A 17,477-nucleotide genomic window follows, 5' to 3' on the forward strand; every position below is an offset into this window, starting at 1 on the left:
ACGCCAGCAAAAAGCCCTCCTGGGTCTCACGATCCAGGAGGGCTTACCTTGTGAGGTCCGATCACCGGCAGCGCGACCGCCGGCGTACCCGGGCGTCTTACGCCTTGTAGACGCTCTCACCGCCAAGATACGTCTCGACGAGGGTCAGGTCGGAGTTCAGCACGACGAAGTCGGCGTTGCGGCCGGGGCGAATCGAGCCGCAGACATCGGCGATATCGTTTGCCTCGGCAGGGGCCTGGCTGGCCATGTAAACGGCCTCCGCCTTGGTGGCGACGCCCCAGTCGAACACGTTCTTGACGCCGTCCTTCATATTGAGGATCGAGCCGGCGAGCGAGCCGCCGTCCTTAAGGCGCGCGGTACCCTCGGCAACCACGACGGGCAGCTCGCCTAGGAAGTAATCGCCGTCGGGCATACCGCCGGCGCACATGCAGTCGGTGATGAGCGCGACGTGCTCGTGGCCCTTGGCATGCATCACGATGCCCGCGGAGACGGGGTTGACGTGGTGGCCGTCGCAGATGAGCTCGGAGTACGACTTGTCCTGGGTGGACAGGGCGGCACCCACCATACCGGGCTCGCGATGATGCAGCCCGCTCATGCCGTTGTACGTGTGGACAAAGACCTTGGCGCCGGCATCGAGGCACGCCTGGGCCTCGGCGCACGTCGCGGCGGAGTGACCGAGCGCCACGACGACGCCGGACTTGACGGCGTCGGCGGTGAACTGGACGGCGCCCTCATACTCGGGAGCGACGGCGATCTTCTTTACCAGGCCATGGGCGGCGTCTTGCCACTTGTTGAGCTTCTCCATGGTCGGCGCGGACAGATAAGCGGGGTTCTGGGCGCCCTTGTACTTCTCGGTAAAGAAGGGGCCCTCGAGGAAGATGCCCTGGATGCGAGCGTGCGGCGCATCGTCGCCCGCCTCGACGTACTCGGCGACGGAGGCGCAGGCGCTCTCGAGCTGCTCGGTGCTGGCAGTGAGCGTGGTGGGCAGGTAGCTGGTCACGCCGTTGCGGAGGATGCCGCGGGAAATCGTCGCGACGCTCTCGGCCTTGCAATCCATGATGTCGGCACCGTCAAAGCCATGGATGTGCGTGTCGACGTAGCCGGGGGCGATCTCACGACCGGTGTAGTCGACGATCTCGCAATCGGGCTGCTCGGTCACATACTCGCCGAACACGCCGTCCTCGACCATCAGGTAGCCGCCACGCGCAACGCGGGCGGGCAGGTAGAAGGCATCGGCTTTAATTGCATACGTGCTCATGTGTACTCCTAACACGGTATCAATGCAGACAAAACGGTTATACCCAAATGAGCCCCGCCCCGGCGCGCCATCCCCTTTTGCACGCATGTACGCGCGCACGATACATGACGACCGACCAAAGCGGGAAAGGGCCCTTATCGATAAGGCCCATAGAAAGGTCGCACATAAAAAGGCGCCCGCTCCGTCCTAGGGACAGGGCGGGCGCCACATGGGAGCTCTCAGCGAGGATTACGCCTCGAAGGGGTGGATGGTCACGCCCTTGACGACGCGGTTCACAGTGCCGGAGGGAGACGGGGTGTCGGGGGTGTTGCCCACGCGCACGGAGTTGAGCAGGGACACGACCTGGCCGACCATCACGAACGGCAGGGCGAGGTAGGCCTCGGGCAGGGCCTCGCCGGCCAGCGTGAAGGAGGCGCCGTCGAACTTGGTGGCGCCGTCCTGCTGGATGGCGATGGTCTTGGCGGCGATCTGGTCGCCGTTGATCTCGTTCAGGATGTCGAGGTCGTACTGACGGGTGTACTCGTCGTTGTTCACGAACACGAACACGAGGGTCTTGTCGTCAACGAAGGACTTCGGCCCGTGACGATAGCCCATGGAGGTGTCGTAGGAAGTGGCGACGAGGCCATGAGCGAGCTCGAGGATCTTGAGCTGGGCCTCCTGGGCAAGGCCGCCGAAGGAGCCGGAACCCAGGTAGGTCACGCGGTTGAAGTCGCCGGACAGGAACTCGGCGATCTCGCCCTCGCGAGCGATGACGTCCTCGCCGAGCTTGGCCATGGCCTCGACCCACGCGGTCTTCTGCTCGAGGGAGGCGGTGTCGAAGATGAGGGTGGAGAGCAGCGTCATGCAGCTGTAGGAGCCGGTCATGGCGAAGCCCTTGTCGTTGGCGCGCGGGATGAGCAGCGTGAGCTGGTCGGCGTCGCCCTCAGACTCGACGGCGAGGCGCCCTTCCGGAGCACAGGTGATGTTGATGAACTTGACGTTCTTCACGAAGGTCTTGGCAACCTGGACGGCGGCCAGGGACTCGGGGCTGTTGCCGGAGCGAGCGAAGGACACGACGACCGTGGGCTCATCGGGGTTCAGGAAGTCGCGGGGGGCGGACACGATGTCGGTCGTGGCGATCGGCTTGAAGTCGTAGAGCGTGGTGTCGCCCGCGTGACGCAGGTAGGGGGCGCAGGTGTCGCCCACGTAGTCGGAGGTGCCGGCGCCGGTGAACACGACGGACAGACGCCCCTCGCCCATGGCGCGAGCGTCGGCCAGGAAGGCCTCGATGGCCTCGAGGTTCTCCTTGTAGATGTTCAGCGTGTCGAGCCAGAGCTCGGGCTGCTGCTTGATCTCAACGGTGGTGTTAAGGGCACCCATCTCGTTGAGCTGATCGGTGGTCATCTCAAACATGTTTAATACCTCTCAATCGTAAAAACGGATGTACTAGGAGGTTTACAGAACAATGGTATGCTGGTTGTAACCAGTTAAGGACATTGTATCCCTAAATCACGTAAAAAGCCATTAGACGTTGCGCTGATGCATGACCTTGTACTTGAACTGGTCGGCACGTGCCACCGAGAGCGTGTATTCCACGATCTCATTGTGAACGTTGTAGGTCGTACGCACCAAATCGAGTACCGGCGCGCCCTCGGAGATGTCGAGCATGTGCGCATCGGAGGGACGAGCGATGCTGGCGAAGAACTCCTCTTCAGCCACGTTGATCTTCTCGTGAAAATCCTGCTCGATGATGTCGTACAGGGGCTTTTGCTCTAGCATGGGCCGCCTGAGCGTGAGGAACTTGCGCGCGGGCAAGTAGGTGCGCTCGACCATCATGGGCATGGCGTCCGCAGAGCGCAGGCGCTTGATTTTGAACAGGCGCTCGCCCAGGCGGACATTCATGTGCTCAACGAGGTTCTTATCGGCCTCAACCTCGCTAAACTCGAGGATCGTCGTCAAAGGGTCACGCCCCATGCCGCGCATTTGCTCGGTAAAGCTGTATGCCTGCATCAGGTTCGTGGTCTGGGCGGAGCGATCGGCCACAAACGTGCCACGACCATGCTGGCGAACAACGAGCCCCAGGCGCTCGAGCTCCTGCAGGGCCAATCGCACCGTGGTGCGAGAGAGGCCGTAGCGCTCGGAGAGCTCGCGCTCGGACGGCATCAAGTCGCCCGGACGGTACTCATGCTCGATCTTCTCGGACAGAATGTCGACAAGCTGGTCGTAGAGCGGTTGTTTGCGCGCGCCCATCGCCATGGGGAATCCTTACATACATACGTGAACAGTACCGTGATGGTAAAAAGGTTCGCGGGCCCAGGTAAAACCCGTGCGCCACGAACCAACCATCAATGAATGAAGTGCAAAGACGAACGATTACATCTCATCGTCATCGTCGTCGGTGGCAGCCTCAAAGTGGGTGTGCTTGACGCCCTCGGCGCCGACGGTGACGGCGCGCTCGGCGAGCTCCTCAAGCGTGGGGTCGCCAAACGCACGGGTCATGACCAGCTCGACGAGCATGGGCAGATTGGTGCCGGTGACGATCTCCATGTTCTCGACGTCGCTGGAGATGATCATGGACTGGTTGAACGGCGTACCGCCCCACAGGTCCACAAAGACCAGGACGCCATCGCACTCGGCGGCCATGTCGGTGATCGTCTTGCGCAGGTCGTCACCGAACGTAACGGCCTCGGAACCCTCAAAGGGAACAATCGCGAAGTTGGGCTGGTCGCCGGCGACCATGTCGACAGCGCTCTTGAGACCATTCGAGAACTGACCATGACCAGTAAGGACAAAACCGACCATTAACAGGCTCCTTTCTGCCTTTGATAATGACGAGATTACGCTTGGATAACTGGTAGTAACCACATTACCCGTTACCATGATAGCAACTTACTGAGCGCTCACGCGCAGCATATGAGACAGGGGTAAATACCTACCGCTCACCGGTTAATAAGTACCGTTTATCGCGTATATGCTGCGATTCTTCATAAATGAACAAGCAAGTCAAACGAGCCCTGCCAAAAGGACTGGCGAATGCGCTTACTGCGTTCGAGCACAGACGTATGGAGAAGTTCTGAACTGGTATCGCACGTTCAACCAGTAACCAACCCACCCCTACCGCTTGGCGCCATCCTGCGGCCTGCGAACACGATGGGCCTCGACGAGCTTGTGGGAGAGGTTGCGGTACTTGGCGGCGTTGCGCTTGTCGCCCTTGTTGGCGTACTGGTGCTCAAGCAGCAGATACAGCTTGGCGCGGGTCTGCGGGTCGGCCTGCTGCAGCATGCCCTCCATCTGGTCGATCTTATCGCAGCGCTTGCCCAAAACGATGTCGTACGTAAGCTGGCTGTCGGCGATGACGGCCTGGTTGCCCGAGGCCTTGATCTCATCGAGCATGCCCTGCGCGTCTTTGCGGCGCCCGTTCATCACATAGAAGTTGAAGGCCTGGAGCACCAGGGCGAGGCGGCGCTTTTTGGAGACCCGCATGTTGAGCAGATGCTCCAGCATGAGCTCGGCGGCCTTGTTGTTGCCGTCCGCCTCATAAATCGTAAAGCGCAGGTAGTACTGCTTGAACGTGGAAAAGAGGATGCGCGTGTAGATCTTGTCCAGCAGGTCGATGGCCTCCTGGTACATCTCGGCGGTATAGAACATCTCGATTTTCATGTCGAGGTACTTCTTGAGCACCTCCGAGCCGATGATGTACACGACGATCAGCACGACGACCGCGATGGTCAACGGGTTCCACTCAAGCATGCGCTGCCCTTTCTCTTACGTGATATGCCATGTGATGCTCGATGCGCACTGCGGTCACGGAGCCGCAATGAATATCGAGAATCGCACGGGTGCCGGCATCCCGCGGAAAAGCCGGGGGCGGGATCGCGCCGAACGTCCCTCCACTGCATACGAGGGAGCGCCCCAGAACCGGCGGCATTGAGGATACACCTCGCATTCCGTGGTCGGACGCGCTCGTCCTCAATAGAAAAAAGACGTGCACCTCCGGGAGAATGCGACGGCGAGCCGTCTTGGAAGTGCACGTCTACGTCCCGAGGGACTCGGTGTGGCGCCCGCCTTGCTGCAGGCGCCACGAAGAGAGCGAGTGCTCCTTAGCCCTTGGCGATGATGCCGAGGGCGCCGAGGGCGATGGAGATCACCAGAACGATGAAGATCGCCTTGGTGGAGGTCATGCCCTTACGGCCGAGCAGCCAGTACACGAAGCCGACGAGGGCAGCGGGCACGAGCTTGGGGCAAATGTTGTTGCAGATGCCCTGGAGGTTGACCGGCACGCCGCCGATCACGGGGACGGCGTCGATGACGATGCCGACGTTGGTGGCGACGAGGGCACCGACCATGAAGACGCCCATGACGGTAGCGGCGTCGGTGATGGCGTTGAGCTTGTCAGACATGGTGGTGACGAGCTTCATGCCCTGCTCATAGGCCATGTGGGTCTGCTTGCAGCGGAACCAGTCAACAACGATGTTGACGGCGACCCAGATGAAGATGCCCAGCGGGTTGCCGGCGATGGCCATGTTGGCGGCCAGAGCACCGAAGATGGTGGGCAGCAGGGAGCCGAAGATGGAGTCGCCGATGGAGGCGAGCGGGCCCATCAGGCCGGTCTTGAGGCCGGCGACAGCCTCGAGGCCGTTCACACCGTCGGTCTCCTCGATCGCCAGGTCGATACCGGTGATGATCGTGTTGAGGAAGTTGGAGGTGTTGAAGAACGGACCGCAGTGCGTCTGGGCAGCCTTCTTCAGCTCGGGGGTGTCGTCACCGTAGATCTTGCGCAGCTGAGGCAGGATGATCCACAGGTAACCGGAGTGCTGCATACGCTCGTAGTTCCAGCCAGCCTGGAAACCGATGAGGTTGCGAATGTTGATCTGACGAAGGTCTTCCTTGGTCAGCTTGTACCCAGTGGTACCGTTCGGAAGCTTAGAGCTCATCGTCGTCGTCCTCCTCCACAGCAGCAGCAGCGACGGGGCGCTGGTTGTTCTTGTAGTAAATGAGGGACAGCGCGAAGCCGATGAGAGCGATGGTCAGCATGGACATGTTGCTGATCACGCCAGCGAGGCCCTCGACGGGCTCAGCCAGAGCACCATTCACGGCAGCGATGTTGCCGCTGAGGGCGCCAACGCCGGAGAACAGGGTGCCCATGAGGGCAGCGATAACGAAGCCCAGGAGCAGGAAGGCGATGTGCTTCTTAACCGGCAGGTAGCGAAGCAGGATGGCGAAGCCGACCGCAGGCAGGCAGCCGCCGGCCACGGTGAGGCCCTTACCGAGCCAGGCAAGGTCGCCATTGAGGGCGGTGGTGACGGCCTCGACCAGGGGCTGACCAAAGGCCAGAGCCAGGAAGACCGGGACCATACGGGACAGCATCCAGGACACGGCGCCGAGCCAGTAGTGGACGTTGTAGGCGCCCCAGTTCATCTTCTCGACGTCGGCATCGCACATGTGACCGAAGAAGGTGTTGGCGAAACGGCCAGCGATATCGGTGTACACGAGGATGGCGGCAACCGGCACGCCGATGGCGGCCAGAGCCTGCTCCGGGTCCATACCAGCGCCAACGGCGAAGGCCGTGGCCATGATGGTGCCGGAGTTAGCGTCGATACGGGAAGCACCGCCGAAGGTGCCGACGCCCAGGATGGTGAGCTGCATGGAACCACCGATGTAAAGACCGGTCGTCAAATCGCCCATGACAAGACCGGAAATCATACCGGCGAAGACGGCGGAACCGGCACTGGTGTACCAGTGGAGCTCGTCCATGATCTGGTAGCCTGCGTACAGGGTCAACAGAAGAATCTGCCACCAAGCAAACATGGTTTTCCTCCTTTAATAACGAGTTTACAGATCCGACAGTACAAAACGCTATAACTAAGCCGCGCATCTCCCTTCGCGACCTAAGCGCCAAATGGGAATTAGCCCTCGAACTTCTCGGGGTTGTCCTGGGGCGTGAGCTGCACGACCATGGGAACGCCCATAGCCTTGATCTCGGCGAAGGCATCCAAGTCGCCCTGGTCGCAGTTGATGTTGCGACCGAACTTCTTGACGGAATCCATGGTGGTCATGTTGCCGAGGATGAGCTGCTCGAGCTTGACGCCGGCCTTGAGCAGGCGCACATACGTCTCGGGCTTCTTGGCAACGATGAACAGGCGCTGGGCGTCATACTTGCCAGCGGTGATGTTCGCAGCGGCCTTCTCCACGGGGAGAACGGAGAGCTTGCAGGTAGCAGGGCAAGCCATGCGGAGAACCTGCTTCTGGGTGTCGTCGGTGGCGACCTCGTCGTCAACGACCATGAAGCGGCTGACCTGACGGGCGTTGGACCAAAGGTTGGCCACCTGGCCATGGATCAGGCGAAAGTCGATACGGGCTCCAACGATCATGTTACTCAACTCCTTCTTTTTCAATGGGTACTACAAGGGGCTCGGAGCGCAGGGAGATCGCGTCCGCGTAGGTCCCCTCGGTTTCGAACATAACGAGCTCATTGACGCCGGCGCGCGTGAAGCCGTGCGGGACGTAGAGCGTCATGATGGGACCCTTTTCCCAATAACGCCCGACGTTGACCCCGTTCACGAACGCGCAGCCCTTGCCAAAGCCCGTGGTGTCGATGAACGTATCGGCGGGCTCATCGAGCGTGAACTCGAAGTGGTGGAAGGCCGGCTGACCCTCGACCATGCCCGCGGAGAAATCAATGCCTTCGATGCTGGTGAGCGGCAGGCAGCGCTGCTCCCAGCCCGTGATGAAGTGAAGGTCGACGCAAACACCGGTGCGAATGCCCTTGTGCTGCGTGTCGGCCAAAAGCTTGTGGCCATACCCCACGCGGCCCATGTTCTCGACCAGGATGTCCAGGCGATTGTGCTCGGCGGGCAGGACGCACTTGATGTCCTCGCCGATGTGCTCCTGGTACTGCGTGGCGACGAGCTCGCCCTCGACGAACACCTGGGCGCGGTCGCGGCCGTCGATGACGCGGATGCGCTCCTCGTCCATGCGGTCGCGCTCGATGGAGGTGGTGTACAGGATGAAGCCGTAGGATTGGCCCAGGTCCTCCATGGGCTGGGGATACTGGGAGCTCACCGGCTCGGAGAGCGCGTCGAGCACGTTGAAAAGGCTCACGTGATCGGTCGCGGGAATGGAATCGATGGCGACCGCCTGCTTGGTGAGGGGCTCGGCCTGCCAGGCGTCGGGGAACAGATCGTGCACCACGCGCTGCAGCGCGAAGTACTTCTCGGTGGGGTTGCCCTCCTCGCTCAGGGGCGCATCGTAATCGTACGAGGCCACCTGGGGCAGGTCGTGCGTATGACGCGCCGAGCAGCCGTTCATGAAGTAGAAGTTCGTGCCGCCGTGGAACATATACAGGTTGACGCTCGCGCCGAGCTCGAGGGCCTCGCGCACGCAGTCGGCCAGATCCTGGGGATCGCGCTTGATGACGTCCTCGCCATAGCGGTTGAACCAGCCATCCCAGAACTCCATGCACATGAGTGGCCAGTTCTTGCCATGCTCCTTGTGGAACGCGGCGAGCGCCTCGAGGTTCTCCTTGGAACGGGAGCCGAAGTTGCCCGTGGCGAGAATATCGTCCTCGATGAGGGAGCCGGCGCGCAGGCAACCGCGCCAGGGGCCATCGGAGGTGAACAGCGGGACGTCGACGCCGCGCTCGAGCATCAGGTCGCGGATGGCGCGCAGGTAATCCTTGTCCTCGCAGTAAGAGCCGTACTCGTTCTCGACCTGCATCATGATGATGTTGCCGCCGTGCGTGATCTGACGGGGCTCGAGAATCGGCATGAGCTGGTCGTAGTACGCGGCAACGCGCTCGAGGAACTTGGGGTCGTTGGAACGCGGGCGCATGGAGCGGTCGGCCAGCAGCCACGGGGGCATGCCGCCGAACTCCCACTCGGCGCAGATGAACGGCGTGGGACGCACGATTGCGTACAGGCCGAGCTCCGCCGCCTCATCCAGGAAAGCGCCGAGGTCCAGGCCGTCGGAAAAGTTGAACTCGCCCGGGCGGGGCTCGTGGGCGTTCCAGGGAACATAGGTCTCAACCGTGTTGAAGCCCATGGCCTTGAGGTTGTAGAGGGAATGATGCCAGTCGCTAGGGTGCACGCGGAAGAAGTGGATAGCGCCTGACAGAATGGTGAACGGCTCACCATCGAGCAGGAACTTATCTGCAATCTGGAATGTGCGCATGCGACTCCTTGCATCGGCTACAAAGCAATTGACGGGGGGGTTCAAGTTGCTTGGTCACCATTGTCCCTCCGTCGGGCAATAATTATGCGATGAAATCTTCAGGGATGTAGTCAAATTGTGTACTGGTCTGCAAGCGGTATGTTTTAGCCGGTGAACGGTATTTCGCTCTTTTCCCAGCTAAATATAACTATTGGGAGCAATTTGGCTGTTCGGAATAGGTAGATACCAGCGTCTGGAAGTGGTTACGACCACTAAACCAGCAGTATATCCACCGTCAGACGGCATCGTCGGCCGCGGCGAATACCGGCCTAAAAATGCGTACGTACGCATTCTCTCGCGCGTCCCATGCGCTCCGCGGGCCGCCGTGCATCGCTCACCGAACGGCCGGAGGGAGGGTGCTTCCACGTGCGCGGGCGGAGCGCCCGGGCAAGCAACCGGGGCGGGGTGCCTCCTCGTGAGCGCACGGGCACGTCGTGGCATGCCGTGTGGGATGCTTCCTCACGCGCAGGCGCGGCGCGCGAATGGGCGGGCGCCTCCACATTGAAGCGCGGTGCGACGTGACATACCGAACGGGCGTGTCCGCACGCGAGCGAGACGTCCGTAAACGCTCGCCGCGATTCCTCATCCTCCCGCCCGCCCGGTAGATCAAGGAGTATCGTAGAGGCTGGCAGCAACGTCGGGGTGCGCACACACCCCACAAGAGCAAGGCGGATCCTATGCCCAAGACAAAAGCCCAGCAGATCATGGCCCACCGCGACACCCGCTCTCCCGAGGAGGTCACGCAGTCCATCCTTGATATAGCGGCGGAGTTCGAGCCCTACATCATTCGCCAGCGCCGTCATTTCCACAAGCACCCCGAGCTCAGCCTTCAGGAGGTGCGCACCACCTCCGACATCGCCGGCCAGCTCGACGCCATGAACATCCCCTACGAGCGCCCGCTCAAAACGGGATTGGTCGCGACCGTGCGCGGCACCGCACCGGATGCGTACCGCGAGGACGGCACGCCGCGCAAGCGCCTGCTCATGCGCGCCGATATCGACGCCCTCCCCGTCACCGAGCGCACGAACGAGGAATTCGCGAGCGTCAATGAGGGCTGCATGCACGCCTGCGGGCACGACTGTCACATCGCCATGATGCTCGGAGCGCTCCAGGTCCTGCGCCATATGACCGACGACATCCACGGTGAGATCCGCGTGGTGTTCCAACCCTCCGAGGAAAACGGGTCCGGCGCGCGCATGATGTGCGAGACCGGCGTGTGCGATGACGTGGACGGCGCGTTTGCCATGCATATCTGGAGCGAGGTCGACGCGGGAACCATCAGCTGCGAGCCGGGCCCGCGCATGGCCAACACCGATTGGTTCCGCGTGGACGTTCACGGCACCTCCTGCCACGGCGCCATGCCCCAACGCGGCAGCGACGCGGTTATGGTCGCCGCCGAGATCGTCAACGCCCTGCAGACCATCGTGAGCCGTGAGCTCTCCCCCTACGAGCCCGCCGTGGTGACCGTGGGCAAGCTCCACGCCGGAACCGCCCGCAACGTCATCGCGGGAGAGGCGCACCTGGAGGGCACGGTGCGCACGTACTCCGACGCGACACACGAGCTCATGCCCGCGCTGATCGAGCGCATTGCCGTGCATATCGCCCAGGCGCATGGCGCCGAGGCCGAGCTGTCCGACTACACCATCGCCAACTACAAGGTAGAAAACGAGCCGGAAGCCAGCGAGCGCTGCCGTCGAGCCGTGCTCAAGACGCTCGGCAGCGAAGGCGAAGGCCACTACCGGGGCACCATGTCGGGCGAGGATTTCTCCGAGTACCTGCGGCGCGTCCCCGGCGTGCTCGCGTTCGTAGGCTGCCGCAACGCGCAGATCGGCGCCACGTTTGCCCAGCATTCCTGTTACTACAAGGTGGACGAGAGCGTCCTCGCCAAGGGATCCGCGGTGGCGGCGCAATACGCCATCGACTTTTTGGCAGAGCCCACGCGCGATGAGCTCGACGGCCCGCTCGTCAAACGCGTGGCCGAAAAGAACCCCGAGCTCGCCGACACGCTGCGCGGGGCACGGGCCGCCACCGTCGGTGCGCACCACGCCCTGCGCGATGCGCGGGAGGCTCGCGCGACCGCCGCGCGCGAGCTGCACGACGCCCGCCGCGGAAAGTAAGCGCATCGAGCGACGGCCGTAACGGCACCGCCCACAATGGTTCCGGCAGCAACAAAACTGCCTTCAATGGTTCCGGCAACAACGGCACTGCCCGTACCAGCAGTACTTTAAAGGCCCGCGCGCTGTTTATGGGGAGGCATTCGCCCTGGGATATTCGTTATCCCAGGGCCACGTCGAGCACCATCATGATCACAAAACCGGCGATGACCCCCAGCGTGCCGATGTTCGAGTGCTCCCCCAGGTGGGCCTCAGGGATGAGCTCCTCCACCACCACGTAGATCATGGCGCCGGCGGCAAACGACAGCATCCACGGCATGAACGGAGCGATCTGGCCGCTCACCAGCACCACAAGGATGCCAAAGATGGGCTCGACGATTCCCGACAGGCTTCCCAGGACAAACGCCTTGCCTCGACTCATGCCCTCTCGACGCAACGGCAACGAGATGGCGGCGCCTTCCGGGAAATTCTGCAAGCCCATGCCGATGGCCAGGGCGATGGCCATGCCCAAGTAGGCGGTCGCCTCCGCCCCCGTCGCCTGTCCGGCCATGGCGAACAGCAGGCCCACGCTCATCCCCTCCGGAATGTTGTGCAGCGTCACCGCCGACACCAACAGGGTCGTCCGCTTCCAGCTCGTCTTGATACCCTCGGGTTCGTTTTCCTCGGCATGCAAATGCGGCAGGAAGGTATCGAGCGCCATGAGAAACGCGACACCCAGCAAAAAGCCGCCGGCAGCCGGAATCCACCCGATTTGCCCCAGCTCCTCCGCTTGTTCGATGGCGGGATTGAGCAGGGACCACACGCTTGCCGCGATCATGACGCCCGCGGCAAATCCCAAGAAGATCCTATGGGTGATGGCACGGTCCTTGCGAAAAAAGAAGACGACCGCCGAGCCCGCGGTGGTCATAAGCCACGTAAAACCGCATCCCAGCGCTGCCCACGTTATCGATTGCATAAAACTGGAATCAAACTGCATATGATGTACGACTTTCAACGTGAAGTTTTCTCATCGTGGTCAAAATACCCTAATTGCGCGTCGAACATCCACCCCGGCGCGAACAAAACCCAAGGATTCGTGCAAGCGCAACGAGGCGGTAAAGCCATCAAGGCGACCGCCACATGGATGAACATAGGATTGCACGCTCACTATCTGGGATGTTGTCAATCGCTCGTCTATGCATAACGAAACGGCGCCCCATCTCGGCGCGCAATTAGGGTATTTTGACCACACATCGAAAATCGAACGTTTGGGTATAAGGAATGCGCAGCAAACCGCTGCGGACCCGTGCGGCCAACCGTGGCAAATTGCGCAGCTTGCCACAGCGAGAGACGTTGAGGCGGGACGCGCGCACCTAAGGCGCGCGCCGCGGGCGGATGCGCACGCCCGGGGCACGCGGTACGACGGGATGCACCCAAGACGCGTTCTGCGACAACGCGCCCAGAACACGCTCCGCGGCGACGCATACCTTGTGAGGTGCGGCGGCGCACACTACGCGAGGTGCGGCGCGGTGCGCCCGAGTCGCGCGGTCCACGGCGCGAGCGCCAAAGACGCGCTGCGCAACGGCGCACGCCCAGCACGTCACACGGGTAAGCCGGCGCGCACACCGACGAGAAAGGACGGTCCATGCTCACCATCACCACCACGAACAACCTGGACGGATACGAAGTCGTCGAGTACCTGGGCATCGTCACCGGGGAAGCCGTGAGCGGCATCAACATGTTCCGCGACATCGGCGCGGGGCTGCGCAATGTCTTTGGCGGCCGTTCAGCCGGCTACGAGGACGAGATGTCACAGGCGCGCGAGGAGGTCCTGAACGAGATGTCTCAGCGCGCCGAGGCGCTCGGGGCAAACGCCGTCATAGGGGCATCCGTCGGCTACGAGACATTTTCCGAGATGATTATGACCACCGCCTGCGGCACCGCCGTCCGCGTTCGTCGCAAGGCGTAGCGCGCGCCTTCGATCACTCCGCACCAAATCGAGGTCTGATGGCTCGCATCCAAGCATGCGGCCACAAATGCCGGCCTCCATGCCTGTCCCTTCACGGGCAAAATGCCGGCCTCCATGCCTGTCCCTTCACGGGCAAAAGGTCGGTTTCCATGCGTGCCCCCGCAGGCATCCCCTCGCAAGAAAAAGCTGGTCTCCGTGCGCGTCACCGCGCGAGGAGACCAGCCTCTAGACAACTTGAGGTGTGCGCTTGTCTTATCTACACCAGCTTGCCATTGCAATGGTCGCACATGTGCTGGATGAGCTCGGCAGCCCACTCGACAAAATCGCGCTTGCGGGGCTTCAGCTCGCCGTCGACCAGCTCATCGTAGGAGACCTTGATCTTGGCGAAGCGCGTCACCTTGACAGAGCCCTCACGAGTCAGACAGCTCTCCTCGGCCTTGTACGCGCCCATGCCAAAGAGGACCTTGGGGTTGAACATCACGTGCGCGTTGCCCTCGTCGTCAGCGAGCGCGACGATGGCCTTGGTCACGCCGATCTGGTTGGCGGCGAGGCACGCAGCGTCCTCGATGGAGAGGAGCGTGTCGACCAGGTCCTGGGCCACGTCGGCGTCGGCGGCAGTAGCGACCTCGCAGGGCGTGGAGAGAATGGCCTCATCATGCACGAGCTCTTTGATCATGAACGGTCCTTTCGGGTCCGAATGCTTCTCATACCTGCGGAACTATACCAGATGAGCGCCCTGGCTCCCCAATGACAGGCGCCCCGGCTCCCCAATCTGCTCAAAGTGCCCGCGTTTTGCGGCCGCGGTGGCGCGGCACCATGCCAAACCAAGGCGCCGGGCTATCCCGCCACGTCAATCGGCCAAAGCGCGCGGTTCCCGGCCAGGCCGCGCGGTTGATCGCGGATATCTGCGCGAGGCTATGCCAGCTCGATGGCGTCCGCCCCGTCAATGCAGATGTTCGCGTTGTAAAACGCGGTGAGCGCCTCGATGGCCAGCTCGACATCGCGCGAGCCCGCCGTCTCCACACAGGAGTGCATCGCGAGCTGCGCGCATCCCACGTCGACGGCATGAACGCTCACCTGCATGTTCGATATGTTGCCGAGCGTGGAGCCCCCCGCCTTGTCGCTGCGGTTGGCAAATGCCTGATGCGGGATCTCGGCATCGTCGAGCACCGCCTTGAGCGCTGCCGCGCTGAACGAATCGGTGCAGTAGTGCTGGTTGGCCGCCTCCTTGATCACCAGACCGCCGTTGAGCACGGGATGGTTGAGCGCGTCTGCCAGTTCTGGATGCGCGGGGTGTATGGCATGCGCGTTGTCGCAGCTCACGAGGATCGAGGCGGACAGCGCGCGGCAAAGATCATCCCCGCGATAGCCCAAGGCGCCGTTCACGCGCGCCAAGACATCGGCGAGCAGGGTCGAAGCGACGCCCTGCTTGGTCTCGGAGCCCACCTCCTCATTGTCAAAGCATGCGTACACCGAGATTGCGTTCTTGTTGTCACTCGCCACGAACGCCCGCAGCGAGGTGTACGCGCACATAAGGTCGTCCAACCGGGGCGAGCTCACGAACTCGCTCGTCGCTCCCCACACGCGGCCGGCGTCGGCGTTGACGAGGAACAGGTCGCGCGCAACGACCTGCTCAGGTTCGACCTCCAACGCATCGGCCACGAGCATGTCGAGCGAACCGGCCGACAGGTCGCCCGCTGAGATCAGGGGATACAGATCGCTGGCGCGATTGGGCGCAAAACCCTTGTTCACCTCGCCGTTCATGTGGATGGCGAGACTCGGGATCAACGCGACGTCTCGGTTGAGGGCCACCAGGCGGCTCTCGATGCGAGAGCCTTGGCGCACCAACACGCGCCCGGCGAGCGAGAGGGGTCGATCGAACCAGGTGTAGTCCATCATGCCGCCGTATGCCTCGGTGTCCAAGCGCACGTAGCCGGCAGGCCCCTCGACCTCCGCCGTCGACTTGACCTTAAACGCCGGTGAGTCCGAATGGGAGGCCGTGAGCTGGAAATGATACGGGGCAGACGACGCACTCCCCGCCGCCGTGCTCGCGTCCGCGCACGGAACCTCATCGCCCACGCGCCACGCCACGATGCTCGAGCCGTTGCGCTGCGTGTAATACGCCCCGCCGGGACGCACCTCCCACGCCGCCCCCTCGGGCAGATACGTAAAGCCCTCCCGATCGAGCTGGGCGCGGATAGACGCCACCGCGTGAAATGCCGTGGGGCTCTCGTGAATGAATGCCAAGAGCCATTCCGCGGGGGACTGCCCCTCAGCCGCGGTGGCCGACGTGCCAAGACCGAACATGCACACTCCCGTCTGTCGCATTGGTTTTGTGGCTAGCATACCTCACGCGAGCTCAAAGATGCCGTACATCGATTTCCTCTTGCCAATTGCTCCTTCATGGCTATCATTTCTCTTCGAATGAATGCGCAGGCCACTGTTGCCTGCGTATATGCAGCGTTGCGCGCTCCGGTCGCCAACGCCGAACCCAAGGAGCCCCCTATGACCACCACCTCTTCCTCCACCCCGTCCAAAACCGTCGCCATTGTTGGCTGCACGCACGCCGGCACCTTTGCCGCTCAGGCCATCCTCACCGCGCACCCCGACTGGACGGTCCACGTGTTCGAGCGCAACGACACGCTGTCGTTCCTGTCCTGCGGCATCGCGCTGTGGGTGGGCGGCCATGTGAGCGACCCCAACCGCATGTTCTACTCCTCCCCCGCCGCCCTTGCCGACCTGGGCGCGCGCATGCACATGCAGACCGACGTGCTTTCCGTCGACGTCGCCGGCAAGTCCCTTGTGGCCCGCGACCTCAACACGGGCGAGGAGACCGGCTACACCTTTGACAAGCTCGTGGTGACCACCGGCTCCAAGCCCGTGGTGCCGCCGATCCCCGGCCTGGCCGAGGGCCTTGAGGACGGCCGCGTGATGCTGTGCAAGAACTGGGACCACGGCAAGGCCATCAAGGATCACGCCATGAAGGCGAAGGCCGTGGCGGTGATCGGCGCGGGCTACATCGGCGCCGAGCTGGTCGAGCAGTTCAGCGAGGCCGGTGTGCACGCGATCCTCGTCGACGGGCTCGACCGCGCCCTTGCCAAGAATTTCGACGCGCCCATCACCGAGCAGGTCGAGGCCGCCTACACCGAGCACGGCGTCACGCTCGCGCTTGGGCAGATGGTGACCGAGTTCCGCCTTTCCGAGAGCGGCGCGGGCGTCACGGTGGTCACGACCGCCGGCGAGTACGAGGTCGACTACGCCATCATGGGCGCGGGCTTCCTGCCGCGCACCGACCTGTTCGAGGGCCAGCTCGAGATGCTGCCCAACGGTGCCATCAAGACGGACGAGTACATGCGCGCGTTCCTTGCCGACGGAACCGAGGCCTGCGCCGACGTCCTGGCCGCCGGCGACTCCTGCACCGTGCTGTACAACCCCACGGGCACCTACGACTACATCCCGCTGGCCACCAACGCCGTGCGCCAGGCGCTGCTTGTGGGCGCCAACGTTGAGGAGCCCGTGCAGAAGTACATGGGCACGCAAGCCACCAGTGCCGTGCAGCTCTACGACCTCTCGCTTGCGGCGAGCGGCCTGACCCAGGCGGGCGCCGAGGCCCGCGGCGTCACCGCCCGCTCCACCACCCTCGTCCAGGACTACCGCCCGGACTTCATGCTCACCACCACGCCCGTGACCTGCACGCTCACCTGGGATCCCCAGACCCGCCGCGTGCTGGGCGCGCAGTTCATGTGCCGCCACGACGTGGCCGAGGCCGCCAACGCGATCTCCGTCGCCATCCAGGCGCGCTTCACCATCGACCAACTAGCGGGCGTCGACCTGTTCTTCCAGCCCAACTTCTGCCAGCCGGTGAACTTTATCGGCGCCGTGGCCATGCAGGCCGTGGCCGAGCAGAACGCGAGCGACGCCGCGTAGGTTCCAGCACACAACGCCCCATGAACGGCATCCGCCCCGTACC

General features: G+C 62.8%; 16 protein-coding genes. 4 read left to right on the plus strand and 12 right to left on the minus strand.

Going from position 1 to position 17,477, the window contains the following annotated elements; translation table 11 throughout:
* Positions 1-97: 97 nt before the first annotated feature.
* The 9 genes from nagA to LK434_RS06705 all read right to left on the minus strand — a co-directional run bounded on the left by nagA (position 98) and on the right by LK434_RS06705 (position 9,406).
* The gene (gene nagA, locus LK434_RS06665; RefSeq protein ID WP_006719892.1) at positions 98-1,258 is read right to left on the minus strand and encodes an N-acetylglucosamine-6-phosphate deacetylase; all 1,161 of its coding nucleotides are present in this window, start codon (positions 1,256-1,258) and stop codon (positions 98-100) included.
* Between the two features lie 228 nt (positions 1,259-1,486).
* Positions 1,487-2,650 (minus strand): SIS domain-containing protein, encoded by a 1,164-nt coding sequence (gene agaS / locus LK434_RS06670; RefSeq protein ID WP_006719888.1) that lies wholly within the window; start codon positions 2,648-2,650, stop codon positions 1,487-1,489.
* 111 nt (positions 2,651-2,761) lie between these two features.
* Positions 2,762-3,493 carry a GntR family transcriptional regulator gene (locus tag LK434_RS06675; RefSeq protein WP_006719886.1) on the minus strand — a complete coding sequence of 244 codons (732 nt, stop codon included), beginning with the start codon at positions 3,491-3,493 and terminating at the stop codon, positions 2,762-2,764.
* Positions 3,494-3,610: 117 nt separating this feature from the next.
* A complete protein-coding gene (locus tag LK434_RS06680; protein WP_006719883.1) occupies positions 3,611-4,039 on the minus strand; it encodes a PTS sugar transporter subunit IIA in 429 nt (142 codons plus the stop codon).
* 312 nt (positions 4,040-4,351) lie between these two features.
* Positions 4,352-4,987, minus strand: a complete 636-nt coding sequence (locus LK434_RS06685) for a hypothetical protein (protein ID WP_006719879.1) — start codon at positions 4,985-4,987, stop codon at positions 4,352-4,354.
* Positions 4,988-5,337: 350 nt separating this feature from the next.
* Positions 5,338-6,171 (minus strand): PTS system mannose/fructose/sorbose family transporter subunit IID, encoded by an 834-nt coding sequence (locus tag LK434_RS06690; RefSeq protein ID WP_006719875.1) that lies wholly within the window; start codon positions 6,169-6,171, stop codon positions 5,338-5,340.
* Positions 6,161-7,045 (minus strand): PTS mannose/fructose/sorbose/N-acetylgalactosamine transporter subunit IIC, encoded by an 885-nt coding sequence (locus LK434_RS06695; RefSeq protein WP_006719873.1) that lies wholly within the window; start codon positions 7,043-7,045, stop codon positions 6,161-6,163. Before LK434_RS06695 ends, LK434_RS06690 begins: the two co-directional genes overlap by 11 nt.
* Positions 7,046-7,143: 98 nt before the next feature.
* Positions 7,144-7,608: a PTS sugar transporter subunit IIB gene (locus tag LK434_RS06700; RefSeq protein ID WP_006719871.1), complete on the minus strand. Its 465-nt coding sequence runs from the start codon at positions 7,606-7,608 to the stop codon at positions 7,144-7,146.
* 1 nt (position 7,609) lies between these two features.
* Entirely contained in the window at positions 7,610-9,406 is a 1,797-nt protein-coding gene (locus LK434_RS06705) for a glycoside hydrolase family 35 protein (RefSeq protein ID WP_006719870.1), read from the minus strand.
* 716 nt (positions 9,407-10,122) lie between these two features.
* Between LK434_RS06705 and LK434_RS06710 the strand changes: the two genes are divergently transcribed.
* A complete protein-coding gene (locus tag LK434_RS06710; protein ID WP_006719868.1) occupies positions 10,123-11,562 on the plus strand; it encodes a M20 family metallopeptidase in 1,440 nt (479 codons plus the stop codon).
* A gap of 157 nt (positions 11,563-11,719) precedes the next feature.
* Here LK434_RS06710 and LK434_RS06715 read toward each other — a convergent pair whose 3' ends face one another.
* Complete coding sequence (locus tag LK434_RS06715) at positions 11,720-12,514, minus strand: ZIP family metal transporter (protein ID WP_040360617.1); 795 nt, start codon at positions 12,512-12,514, stop codon at positions 11,720-11,722.
* Between LK434_RS06715 and LK434_RS06720 the strand changes: the two genes are divergently transcribed.
* Positions 12,407-12,742 (plus strand): hypothetical protein, encoded by a 336-nt coding sequence (locus LK434_RS06720; protein WP_187371189.1) that lies wholly within the window; start codon positions 12,407-12,409, stop codon positions 12,740-12,742. The genes LK434_RS06715 and LK434_RS06720 overlap by 108 nt on opposite strands.
* Before the next feature lie 441 nt (positions 12,743-13,183).
* Positions 13,184-13,507, plus strand: coding sequence for a YbjQ family protein (locus LK434_RS06725; protein ID WP_006719859.1), 324 nt, complete (start codon positions 13,184-13,186; stop codon positions 13,505-13,507).
* A gap of 256 nt (positions 13,508-13,763) precedes the next feature.
* On the opposite strand, the gene LK434_RS06730 is transcribed toward LK434_RS06725, so the two are convergent.
* Together LK434_RS06730 and LK434_RS06735 are read right to left on the minus strand one after the other, a co-directional pair.
* Positions 13,764-14,183, minus strand: a complete 420-nt coding sequence (locus tag LK434_RS06730) for a peptide deformylase (RefSeq protein ID WP_006719857.1) — start codon at positions 14,181-14,183, stop codon at positions 13,764-13,766.
* A gap of 239 nt (positions 14,184-14,422) precedes the next feature.
* Entirely contained in the window at positions 14,423-15,814 is a 1,392-nt protein-coding gene (locus LK434_RS06735; RefSeq protein WP_040360492.1) for a M18 family aminopeptidase, read from the minus strand.
* A 198-nt stretch (positions 15,815-16,012) separates the two neighbouring features.
* Here LK434_RS06735 and LK434_RS06740 point away from each other — a divergent pair, with 198 nt between their 5' ends.
* Positions 16,013-17,434 carry an FAD-dependent oxidoreductase gene (locus LK434_RS06740; RefSeq protein WP_040360491.1) on the plus strand — a complete coding sequence of 474 codons (1,422 nt, stop codon included), beginning with the start codon at positions 16,013-16,015 and terminating at the stop codon, positions 17,432-17,434.
* Positions 17,435-17,477 lie beyond the last annotated feature (43 nt).

The sequence above is a fragment of the Collinsella stercoris DSM 13279 genome (genome assembly GCF_020735465.1).
Classification (GTDB): domain Bacteria; phylum Actinomycetota; class Coriobacteriia; order Coriobacteriales; family Coriobacteriaceae; genus Collinsella; species Collinsella stercoris.

Bases quoted from the DNA above. Each gene is read 5' to 3' on its own strand.
- nagA (WP_006719892.1), bottom strand. From the start codon at position 1,258: ATGAGCACGTATGCAATTAAAGCCGATGCCTTCTACCTGCCCGCCCGC.
- agaS (WP_006719888.1), bottom strand. From the start codon at position 2,650: ATGTTTGAGATGACCACCGATCAGCTCAACGAGATGGGTGCCCTTAAC.
- LK434_RS06675 (WP_006719886.1), bottom strand. From the start codon at position 3,493: ATGGCGATGGGCGCGCGCAAACAACCGCTCTACGACCAGCTTGTCGAC.
- LK434_RS06680 (WP_006719883.1), bottom strand. From the start codon at position 4,039: ATGGTCGGTTTTGTCCTTACTGGTCATGGTCAGTTCTCGAATGGTCTC.
- LK434_RS06685 (WP_006719879.1), bottom strand. From the start codon at position 4,987: ATGCTTGAGTGGAACCCGTTGACCATCGCGGTCGTCGTGCTGATCGTC.
- LK434_RS06690 (WP_006719875.1), bottom strand. From the start codon at position 6,171: ATGAGCTCTAAGCTTCCGAACGGTACCACTGGGTACAAGCTGACCAAG.
- LK434_RS06695 (WP_006719873.1), bottom strand. From the start codon at position 7,045: ATGTTTGCTTGGTGGCAGATTCTTCTGTTGACCCTGTACGCAGGCTAC.
- LK434_RS06700 (WP_006719871.1), bottom strand. From the start codon at position 7,608: ATGATCGTTGGAGCCCGTATCGACTTTCGCCTGATCCATGGCCAGGTG.
- LK434_RS06705 (WP_006719870.1), bottom strand. From the start codon at position 9,406: ATGCGCACATTCCAGATTGCAGATAAGTTCCTGCTCGATGGTGAGCCG.
- LK434_RS06710 (WP_006719868.1), top strand. From the start codon at position 10,123: ATGCCCAAGACAAAAGCCCAGCAGATCATGGCCCACCGCGACACCCGC.
- LK434_RS06720 (WP_187371189.1), top strand. From the start codon at position 12,407: ATGGGTGATGGCACGGTCCTTGCGAAAAAAGAAGACGACCGCCGAGCC.
- LK434_RS06715 (WP_040360617.1), bottom strand. From the start codon at position 12,514: ATGCAATCGATAACGTGGGCAGCGCTGGGATGCGGTTTTACGTGGCTT.
- LK434_RS06725 (WP_006719859.1), top strand. From the start codon at position 13,184: ATGCTCACCATCACCACCACGAACAACCTGGACGGATACGAAGTCGTC.
- LK434_RS06730 (WP_006719857.1), bottom strand. From the start codon at position 14,183: ATGATCAAAGAGCTCGTGCATGATGAGGCCATTCTCTCCACGCCCTGC.
- LK434_RS06735 (WP_040360492.1), bottom strand. From the start codon at position 15,814: ATGTTCGGTCTTGGCACGTCGGCCACCGCGGCTGAGGGGCAGTCCCCC.
- LK434_RS06740 (WP_040360491.1), top strand. From the start codon at position 16,013: ATGACCACCACCTCTTCCTCCACCCCGTCCAAAACCGTCGCCATTGTT.